This window comes from Emticicia fontis (assembly GCF_054779675.1).
Window position 1 is genome coordinate 1 of the sequence record NZ_BAAGXU010000025.1, and the last position, 10,508, is coordinate 10,508.

A 10,508-nucleotide genomic window follows, 5' to 3' on the forward strand; every position below is an offset into this window, starting at 1 on the left:
TGCATTTAGCAAAGGTCTTTATTCATTTTTACTATTCAAATTTTAATGCGTTTAACCTGCCTATTATCTGATGTACTCCGCGTAAATAATATAAATTAACCTGGATACTACTTATCATTAGCCGCAACAGCGTTTGAGCCATTTTTGGCGGCATCTTTCTTCAAATCTTCGTTAGCTACAATGGCCAGCTCTACACGACGGTTTTTATCTCGCCCGGCTTCACTGGTATTATCAACTACAGGGGCTGATTCGCCATAGCCAATTACTGACATTCTACTACGTTTTACTCCCAGCTTATTCAGTAAATTAGCTACTGCATCGGCACGTCTTTCTGAAAGTTTCATATTATAATCTTCACTACCTGTATTATCGGTATGCCCTGCTACCAGAATATTGGTATCTTCATATTCTTTTAGTGTCTGAGCTAACTTTTCAAGGTTATCTTTAGACATTTGATTAAGTGAGTAAGAGTCAACTCCGAAAAGGATACCAGATTTCATGGTCAGTTTGATACCTTCGCCAATACGTTCTATTTCTGCCACGCCTTCCAGGTCTTTTTTCATTTTGGCCGCTTGTTTATCCATATACTTACCGATAAACACACCTGCTACACCACCTACTGCCGAACCAACAATGGCATACACGGCCGGGTTTTTACTTTTGCTACCGATAGCAGCTCCTGCAGCAGCTCCGGTACCAATACCGATAATCGCACCTTTTTGTTCATTCGTTAGTTTCTTAAACGAATTACAGGAAGTGGTTGCACTCATTAACATCGCTCCACAAACCGATAATGTTACATATTTTCTGATAGATGATTGAGTCGTATTCATGACTTTGAAAATTTTAATGTTCGAAATTTTCAATAATCTCTCAAAGAAATATACCAGCTTCACAAAAAACCTACGTAATTAATTGATAATTAATTATTTATCTATTTTTATTTAAAAATCAAGCAGATAACGAAAATTAGCTCATTTTGCACAGATATGGGAAAAATTTCTACAATCTTCTAGTTTTTTGTCCTGAAACTAAAGCCTGCATTGAATCCATTATTATCAGGCGCATCACTATTCCACATACTTGTCTGGATCAGCACTCCTTCATATTTAATTATATCTGCTTCACTCACCTCTTTACCATCAATTTTATAAGATACTTTTCCACCAATCGGAATATTAGCAGATGTTGATCCTTCATTAATCAATCCTCTTATAATAACTTTTTCATATTCAGTATCATCATAATCAAGCAGGCGTACTTTTACAATTTTATCATTTTTGTATAATTCATAAGCTAATAATTCTCTTTTTATATTTTCAAGAGCTATCTGGCGTTTCCTTTCGGAATCAAATTCGAAACTTTTATCAGTGATAATATCCACAACGCCATCCTGTGCCTTTAAGCCATATTTTTCTATCGCTTTAGGGTCATTAGGTTTAGCTACATAACTTCTACCCCCTCTGTAATTAAGGTTATGTAAAATTCTCGGGTGGTATTCGCGCCCATTGATAATCACCAGAGGTTCTTTGCCCAGAAAATTAGCAGGCATAAAAGTTCTCAGGCTATCTGTGTTAAAATTTTGTATCGAGTTTAGGCGGGCTTTATATCTCCATGGGCTATTATAATTGGGTGTTTGCTTTTTAACCGGTTCTTTGTCTAAAAAACTAGCAGGCACAGAAGTCTTTAAATCGTCAGTAGTAATACCTATCTTTTGAGGAGACACTTCAAAGTTATTATATCTCCACAGGCTATTTTGATTTGTATCTCCTCTTCGATAATAGATTGAGGGTAAGGGAATAGCCTCTGCTTTCGAGGGAGCCCGAAAAGAGAGGTCCTTAGCTATAATACTGATACTTAATTTTTTACTCCATACATGCTCTTTAAACTTTATCTTACTAATATAACCCTCGTCATATACGAATGTATAATCCTTATCTTTGATAAGCTCTTCGCCATCCTGCAAAATTTTGATATTTCCTTCTGTCGTATTTTCAACGACATATCCTGCACCCTTATAATGGTCAAAACTGAACTCAAAAGGTGTACTTCCCATGCTTATTATTATTCTATGTAAATTATTTGATACCGTAATTTTATTAGGATAAGGTAAGGCAACTTCGGGTGTTTTAAACAAAAATGGGTTTATCATGGAACCAAAGGTATTCACTACCGAGTCTTTCTGGTTTATTGATGCCAATGGCTTTTCTTTATTCTTATTGAGTGAGTCTTTATCAATTGATTGTAATGCCTCTGACAGATTAGCTATCTTATTATTAACTTCCTCTGATGCTTTTACCGCAGTCTCATAAATCAATTTTTCATGACGTTGAGCAAAAGCAAAAATGCCTAATGCTAATAGAGGAAAACATAACGTATAAAATATCTTTTTTACAGTAACCGTACGCTTTTTAAACAAAAAATGAATGCGTGTAGATAGTGGGTGCAAACTGAATTGATTGGTTAAATCAACCGTATGATTAATACCCAATTTGAGTAGTAAATGTGCATAGTTTTTACTGTCAAATTGTTGAATCGTATTTTGGTCAGCCTCGAATTCGTGTACTTCTACCAATGATTTTTTATAGAAGTAAATGATTGGGTTAAACCACAAGATGATTTTGCATAGCTCAACTAATAAAATGTCAATAGAATGTAAATGCTTAATATGTACACATTCATGGGCAATTATCTGGGCTTTTTCAATATCCGTAAGACCGTTAGTGTTTAAAAAAATAAGGTTAAAGAATGAGGCATTAGTTAGTTGCCCATCTCTTTGAACAATCCGTAAATGATCGGCTTTAATGGCATATCGACTCAGTTGGTATATTTTCAAAAGCTTTGCACATAAAAATAGCATCATGATGACTGCAATTGCTATATAGGCGAATAACACATAAAAACGCCAGTCTGGTGTTTCATCTGGAAGCTCCACAAGTGCAATAGCCTGACTATCATCCATTGGAGTATAAGCAGGGGTATAGCCAGGTATGCTAGTAATGGAGGAGTTCTCAATAACTATGGCGGGCTCAACTTTCACCACTTTGGTAGTTTCAAAAGAAATGAGCGGGATAATGAAACTCAGCAAAAGTGTACAAAGCAGATAAAAACGATTGAGCGTATGGAAAGTAAATTTGCGGAAAGCAAAGAAATACAAACCATAGAAAACAGTCAGGCAGACTGACACTTTCAAAAGGTAAGTTAGAAACAGCATAGCATTTTAGAATAAGGTTGATGGCACTCTATTGTTTGTCTATAAACTGCTTGAGTTTTTCAATTTCAGCATTGGTTATCTTTTCTTCTTTTACGATAAAAGAAAGCAGGTTTTCAGCTGAATTATTGAAATAATTGGCAAAGACCTTCTTAAACGAAAACTTGCCATATTCGTCTTTACTAATAATTGGAAAATACTCATAGGTTTTACCATAGGCTTTAAAGCCCACATATTCTTTCTTTTCAAGAATACGCACTACTGAGGAAATGGTATTGTAAGGCGGCTTAGGCTCTTCATCCATTTTCTCTATGATGTCTTTTACAAAGCACCTGCCTAAATCCCAGATTATCTGCATGATGCGTTCTTCGGTTTTTGTTAGCTCTTCCATCAATCAAATATACAACGTATTTTTCAGTTACACAACTTATTTTTCAGTTATTGCAATTAAAGAATATTTTTATACATTTATAGCGTAATCATTTGCCTCTGAAATTTAGTACTTCACTTCTGGATAGTCGACTGCCTGATATTGTTTAAGAACAACAAACAGGCAATCACCAAGACAAGTCTTCACTTGTTCTAAGTTTTTATTTTTAAAGAAAAGACTATCCAAAATCATGTTTTATATCGAATCTGAGCGTTTAAAGCTCATTCCTTTGAATTATCATCAATTACGTATTTATAATAATCACGAAGCTTTAGCTGAAAATCTTGGCTTGAAATCAGCGAAAGTCGAAACAGAACCCTTTTTCCAAACTGAGTTCGACGATGCCCTGCAAAACCATTGGGCGCCACTCGTGGAGCAGAATCCTGATAATTATATCTGGTTTACTAACTGGCTGATTGTGCTGAAAGAAAAGAATATCGCAGTAGGCGGCATGGGCGTAACAGGATTACCCGACGAAAAGGGAGAATGTGAAACAGGTTATGGCATGGATCTGAATCACCGGGGAAAAGGCTATGCAACCGAAGCCTTAATTTGTCTGGTAAAGTGGGCTTTTCAGAATCCGTACCTCAAAGCCATTATTGCCCATACGCTCATTGACGGGCTCAGCTCTCAGAAGGTGTTGCAAAAGGCTGGTTTTCAATATGTGAAAACTGAGGAGGAATTGATACAGTGGGAGTTGAGACGGAGTTGAATTTAACCCCATCCCCAACCCTTCCCCAACAATGGGGAAGGGAGTTAAAGGTATGTTTAACCAAAGTAATGCCATAGTTCTTTGCCGGCATACCAGATCATGACCACACAAAGGGCAATTTTCATAACGATGCCTACGAGGAAGCCTATAAAAGAGCCAATAGCTGCTTTAGTTGCTTGTTGAGAGGTAGAACCACCGATAAGTTCGCCAGCTAGAGCCCCTAAAAAGGCACCAATAAAGATACCAAAAGGGCCAAAGAATAAACCAACGAGTAAGCCAATCATGCTACCCCATGTACCGTATTTAGAGCCGCCGAATTTTTTGGTGCCCCAGATAGGAACATAGTAGTCGAGAATTGTAACTATTAAGGTAACAATACCTAATACCCAAAGCAGGTTTTCGCTGAAACTGGCAAACTTGGTGAAGTGCAAAACCAGAATGCCAACAAAGCTTAAGGGAGGTCCTGGTAAAGGCAATACAGCCCCGATCAGGCCGACTATTAAGCAAACAATGGCAATAATTAGCAGTAATATATCCATAAATTTTGTGGGCATTTGAATAAACAAATATATTATTATTTAAAATGATACCCCCTATTTCAATCAGCATTATCAACCATTTATCAAATATCTCATGAATCAGACCTCTCAAACAAGAGCAGAAATGCCACAGGGTGCGAACAAAGTGCTTGACCGCCGGACAATTGAAAATGCTTATTCGTCGCTCCTGAACCTGCTGAAAGAAGGAATGTCGGTACTCGATGTAGGTTGTGGATCAGGGTCAATTACTGCAGGCATTGCCGAGCGGGTTGGCGTAAGCGGGCGTGTAGTGGGTATCGACTTTAGTGAACACCTCATTGCACTGGCGCAAAAGAATTATGCATACCTGAGCAATTTATCGTTTGAAGTGGCGGATATTAATACATATCCTGCTGAACAGAAATTTGATCTGGTGATTGCTGCCCGTACCCTACAATGGGTGAATAATCCGGAAGAAGTGGTAGCACAAATGTTGAATCTGGTGAAACCCGGCGGCATGATTTCTATATTGGATTATAATCATACGAAGATTGAGTGGACACCACAACCGCCGCAATCAATGCTGGATTTTTATGCGGCTTTTCTGAACTGGAGAAAAGATGCAGGCTATGATAATGGCATTGCTGATAATCTGGCTGCTATTTATGAAAAACTAGGGCTGCAATTAATTAATAAAGTAGAGCAGCATGAAGTAAGCAGACGAGAAGAACCTGGTTTTGAGGGTGATGCCAGAATCTGGAGTGTGGTGGCAGAAACACGTGGCAAACAGGTAGTGAATGATAGATTTTGTACAGAAGAATTACGTCTGCAAGCAATCCAGGAGTATGATGCCTGGATTGCCAGCGACGCACAAGCCATGAAGCTCTATTTATTGGCTATTGAGGCGGTTAAGCCTTAACCAATACCTTTTGTAAGGCATCTAAGAAGATGTCGGCTTCTTTGGTTGTAAGGGCAAGGCTTGGAAGCAAACGCATCGTATGTTTCCCGGCCACGCCTGTAAATATTTTATGGTCAAACAATAAGGAATTTCTGATAGGCTCAACGGGTTGTTCAAACTCAATGCCTATCATTAATCCTTTACCGCGCAATTCTTTAATCCCGCTGAAACCTTTCAGATTCTCAAAGAAATAATCGCCTACCGTAGCGGCATTCTGTATTAGTTTTTCCTTCTTGATCACATCTAAAACCGCATTAGCAGCCGTACAAGCCAGATGATTACCCCCGAAAGTAGTGCCTAACATGCCATGTTTTGCTTGGAATCTAGGTGAAATCAGGATTGAACCAATAGGGAAACCATTGCCCATTCCTTTAGCAGTAGAGATAATATCAGGTTTCACACCACTATGCTGGAAACTGAAAAACTTACCCGAACGACCATAACCGCATTGTACGCTATCATGGATAAAGATGGCTCCGGTTTTATCACAAGCCTTGCGAATGGTTTTTAGAAACTCATTGCTTGCTACCTGAATACCACCGACACCCTGGATACCTTCTACAATTACGGCACAGGTATCATTATCAACGGCTCTTTTTACAGCTTCTACATCATTGAAAGGTAGAATCTGTACGTGGTCGTCAAAATTAATCGGTCCTTTGATGGCAGGATTATCCGTAACAGCTACGGCCGCCGACGTACGCCCATGAAAACCTTTGGTGAACGAAATGATTTTCTTACGTCCATTATAGAAAGAAGCTAATTTTAAAGCATTCTCATTGGCTTCTGCACCTGAATTAACCAGGAATAAATAATAATCTTTCAGACCAGATATTTTACCTAATTTATCGGCTAATTCATCCTGCGATGGAATTTTTACTGAGTTAGAATAAAAACCAATGTTCTTTAATTGTTGTGTAAGCCTTCGGACATAAACAGGGTGGGTGTGACCGATTGAAATAACGGCATGGCCACCATATAAATCTAAATACTGTTGTCCGTTCTTATCCCATAGATAAGAACCTTGAGCTTTTACCGGCTCAATGTCGTAAAGGGGATACACATTAAAAAGCGTCATTTGTACTATGGTTTTATGATAAATAGCTCTTTTGGAGCCGTTTTAAAATGAGCCAGCAAAGTTCTCATTTTATTAGCAGAAAATAGTCAAAAAATTGAAAGAATATGAAGGCCTTATGCCACTGGTAATAGATAATCAACAATTGTGGATAAGTTTGTGTATATGTGGATAAGTTGGATTACGGTATAAAAATCTAGATACTTATTTGATTTAATAGTATCTTAAAGTATAGAATAAGTAAACACTTTTGAAGATTGTAATATGGAAGTATTAAGAGTTAGCATTGACGAATTAGACTGGGAGGATCCTGTTGTGCCTTGGGGACCAATTTATCAAGATAAACCATTTTCAGGGATAGCGTTTGATCAATGGGGGAGTATTTATTATGAAAGGAGCTATTTGGAAGGAGAATTAGATGGTAGATTATTTATGCTTAATACCAGTTCAAATAGACTTATTAAAGAAATGTTTTTCTCGAAAGGCATAAGCGTTGGGACCCATTTTCATTGGATAGATAATTTTTCTGAAAACTATATACGAATATATAAAGACGGGAAATTAGAATCTGCACGAGTTGAAGATGAAAAAGGGAATTTATTAGTAGAATACAACAGAGAAGAAAAATCAGTTAAAGAATGGTTTACTAATGGACTACTTAAATCTGAGAAAATCCTATATTCGACAGATAACTATTATCAATTTCAATCAGAAAAATATTGGAATAAACAAAATACATGGCTAATGACTGTACAAGACAAAACGAATTTTGAATTTAATGAAGCTTATTTATTAAATCATTCTTTTGAGTTAGATACAGAAGAACAGGATGAGGTATATTGTCATTTTGCGAGAAAACTCATTGATACTGATATAACTATAGCTTTAAACTATTTACATAAAAACCTTGAACATCCAGAGCCTTTATTTAGATATGATACAATCAGACTATTGAATAAGATAAATGATAATAGTTCGATACAATTTTTAGAAAAACATTTAAACGAGAAAATAAAACCGAAAGTAAAGATGAAAGCACATTGGGGAGAAACAGGAGGTAGTTCTGGCAGAGGTTTTGAATCTACAATAGGGCAACTTGTAAGAATGGTCTTAGAAGATATCAGGAATAAAAATAGTTAGGTAATACCTATTGAAAGTATACACAAGAATCTACAAAAAAGAAAAAGCCCAACAAATCGATATGTTCGGGCTTTTTCTCTATAACTAAATGAAATACTATTAAATAACGTCCGGTATGTGTTGATATTATAGAGCAGAAAAATTATCTAATAATTTTTCATAAAAATCGTTTTATTGAATAAATTTAAGAATTAGCGCTATTCAAAGGGCTAATAAGCTAAAAAACTATTATTTCATGCGGCAGGCAATCATCTACGAAGTAACCATACATTATATAGGCTCATTGAATGATGTTCGGAAGAGGGAACCCTTTACAGTTTACTTCTCTAACTTAAAAAGAGCGATTGAATGCGTACAGACAAATCTCGCCATTAATGGATGGGAGCAAAAGAAGGTGAATTATACAGCAGTCTATCGCACTTTGAAAGTAAAAAATAAGTTTGTCTGTGATTTTGATGCGATGAGAACGAAGTTTTTTCAGGTGATTATCTGCCAAAAAACTATCAATCCTAAACTGACTACTTTGGGGATTGATGAGTATCCTACGACTTGATGTATAACGGTTTTAAAGGAATTGTGAATGTGCGCAATCATTTAAAAGAAGAGGGCAATAAGGGTAAAATCAGGACATTAATGTAGTCTGTGGATAACAAGTTCAAAAAAAAACAGGCTATAAATTGATTATAAAGTTATTATGTTACAATTTTGTTTGAGATTAAAAAAAGCCGTATACATTAAATATACGGCTTTATCTCAATCATATACTTAATACTAAAAGGATGATTTCGAAGGCAGCCTTTAGTAAAAGTACTATCGTAAGAAGCACTCCCGCTTCATTGCGATGATTACGCAGCACGTCGAGAAAGCCGTTGCTGCGTTTTCTTTTACTTCTTTCCATTCTCACAGAAAGTTTAATCCTCTATATAAGGATAGGCAAACTTACAAAAAGCAATAATCTTTAAAAAATACTATTTCTATACCATTTTAGCAACAGTAAAAAAGTCTAATATTAAGAAAACATTAATGGCTAGTAATCAACTAGTTAATATATACGAAGGCAGAAAAAATCAAACTAAAAAGTTATCCACAAAAGTTATGCACACTTTTTAATGTAAAACGTTGATAGCTAATTGCTTATCAAATATATAATCTTAGTTGATTAAATAAAACAAATTATAAATTCAGTTTAAAATAAACAATAGTCATATAGAAAAAATTATACTGTCTATTAAAATACCATGCTTAAATATTTAATTTGAAATTTCCTTACAAGATTTCGTTAGTTGATTTGGAAAGTCTTAATACAGTTCAACGTACATTTATAGCAGGGTTTATATCCTACTTGCCTTTCAATAACTCTAAATAATAGATACTATTTTTGGGGGCTTATAAGCATAAAAAAGGTATGGTATCTACTCCACCATGTAACGAGATTCTTCCAAGGATGAACCGGCAAACGATTTGTCATCACCATCACGGGAAGTGTAGTCGTGGCGCGAAACTGTACGCCCACAGGCTTAACTGCTCTGTTCGAGATGAGAACGCAGACGCCAAGTCGAGATGAAGACGTCACATCGCAGTCGTGCGCGACTCCACTCCGGCCATGGACACCATGAAGGTTTTTTTAAAGTATATGCATAAAAAAAGGCCCTAAGATTGTTCTTAGAGGCTTTTAAATAAAATCTTGGTATTTACTCCGCCATGGAATGGGACTCTCCCGAGGATGAACCGGTGTGCGTAACATCAGTATCATCACAGGACGCGTAGTCGCGGTGCGGACTAGGCGTCCCCGGACTGGCCGTCCGAGACTTAACTGCTCTGTTCGAGATGGGAACGCAGACGCGAAGTCGAGGTGAAGACTTCGCGGCGCGGTCGTGCGCGACCCCGCGCCCCACCCAATGGACGCCATGAAGGTCGTTTGTTGGCCTAAGTAAACAAAAAAAGCCTCTAAGATTGCTCTTAAAGGCTTTTGTAATAAAATCCTGGCATCTACTTACTCTCCCGAGGATGAACTCAGTACCATCAGCGGTGCGGACTAGGCGTCCCCGACTGGCCGTCCGCGACTTAACTGCTCTGTTCGAGATGGGAAGAGGTGAAGACTACGCGTCGCGGTCGTGCGCGACCCCGGCTCCAGTCGCCCACGACTCTGACCATGGACGCCATGAAGGTCATTTTCTAGGCAAATGAGCACAAAAAAAGCCTCTAAGATTGCTCTTAGAGGCTTTTGTAATAAAATTCTGGCATCTACTTACTCTCCCGAGGATGAACTCAGTACCATCAGCGGTGCGGGGCTTAACTGCTCTGTTCGAGATGGGAAGAGGTGAACACCCGCCCAATGGACGCCATGAAGGCTGTCGTTGGACCGTCCTTACGGACTTATCAACTAATATCTTAAAGTCATGTATCTTGACAATATAATGGAGAGAGAACAAAAGAGATTGAAAAAAATAGGAGCCCTCGATTC

9 protein-coding genes and 1 rRNA gene are annotated in these 10,508 nt (G+C 37.5%); 4 read left to right on the plus strand and 6 right to left on the minus strand.

Annotated elements, in window-relative coordinates; all coding sequences use genetic code 11:
* Positions 1-107: 107 nt before the first annotated feature.
* The 3 genes from ACYVFA_RS13815 to ACYVFA_RS13825 all read right to left on the minus strand — a co-directional run bounded on the left by ACYVFA_RS13815 (position 108) and on the right by ACYVFA_RS13825 (position 3,602).
* A complete protein-coding gene (locus tag ACYVFA_RS13815; RefSeq protein ID WP_460472421.1) occupies positions 108-833 on the minus strand; it encodes an OmpA family protein in 726 nt (241 codons plus the stop codon).
* A gap of 179 nt (positions 834-1,012) precedes the next feature.
* Entirely contained in the window at positions 1,013-3,214 is a 2,202-nt protein-coding gene (locus ACYVFA_RS13820; protein ID WP_460472422.1) for a M56 family metallopeptidase, read from the minus strand.
* 28 nt (positions 3,215-3,242) lie between these two features.
* Entirely contained in the window at positions 3,243-3,602 is a 360-nt protein-coding gene (locus ACYVFA_RS13825; RefSeq protein WP_460472423.1) for a BlaI/MecI/CopY family transcriptional regulator, read from the minus strand.
* Between the two features lie 229 nt (positions 3,603-3,831).
* Here ACYVFA_RS13825 and ACYVFA_RS13830 point away from each other — a divergent pair, with 229 nt between their 5' ends.
* Complete coding sequence (locus tag ACYVFA_RS13830) at positions 3,832-4,353, plus strand: GNAT family N-acetyltransferase (protein ID WP_460472424.1); 522 nt, start codon at positions 3,832-3,834, stop codon at positions 4,351-4,353.
* Positions 4,354-4,409: 56 nt separating this feature from the next.
* Here ACYVFA_RS13830 and ACYVFA_RS13835 read toward each other — a convergent pair whose 3' ends face one another.
* Positions 4,410-4,892 carry a DUF456 domain-containing protein gene (locus ACYVFA_RS13835; RefSeq protein WP_460472425.1) on the minus strand — a complete coding sequence of 161 codons (483 nt, stop codon included), beginning with the start codon at positions 4,890-4,892 and terminating at the stop codon, positions 4,410-4,412.
* 94 nt (positions 4,893-4,986) lie between these two features.
* On the opposite strand from ACYVFA_RS13835, the gene ACYVFA_RS13840 reads away from it, so the two are divergent.
* Positions 4,987-5,790 carry a class I SAM-dependent methyltransferase gene (locus ACYVFA_RS13840; protein ID WP_460472426.1) on the plus strand — a complete coding sequence of 268 codons (804 nt, stop codon included), beginning with the start codon at positions 4,987-4,989 and terminating at the stop codon, positions 5,788-5,790.
* Here the strand turns inward: ACYVFA_RS13840 and ACYVFA_RS13845 are convergent.
* Positions 5,780-6,907, minus strand: coding sequence for an aspartate aminotransferase family protein (locus ACYVFA_RS13845; RefSeq protein ID WP_460472427.1), 1,128 nt, complete (start codon positions 6,905-6,907; stop codon positions 5,780-5,782). The two genes, ACYVFA_RS13840 and ACYVFA_RS13845, sit on opposite strands and share 11 nt — an antisense overlap.
* A gap of 261 nt (positions 6,908-7,168) precedes the next feature.
* Here ACYVFA_RS13845 and ACYVFA_RS13850 point away from each other — a divergent pair, with 261 nt between their 5' ends.
* Both ACYVFA_RS13850 and ACYVFA_RS13855 read left to right on the plus strand, forming a co-directional pair.
* Complete coding sequence (locus ACYVFA_RS13850) at positions 7,169-8,044, plus strand: HEAT repeat domain-containing protein (RefSeq protein WP_460472428.1); 876 nt, start codon at positions 7,169-7,171, stop codon at positions 8,042-8,044.
* A 235-nt stretch (positions 8,045-8,279) separates the two neighbouring features.
* Positions 8,280-8,597: a hypothetical protein gene (locus ACYVFA_RS13855; protein WP_460472429.1), complete on the plus strand. Its 318-nt coding sequence runs from the start codon at positions 8,280-8,282 to the stop codon at positions 8,595-8,597.
* A 1,682-nt stretch (positions 8,598-10,279) separates the two neighbouring features.
* Here the strand turns inward: ACYVFA_RS13855 and rrf are convergent.
* Positions 10,280-10,391, minus strand: a 5S ribosomal RNA gene (gene rrf, locus ACYVFA_RS13860).
* Positions 10,392-10,508 lie beyond the last annotated feature (117 nt).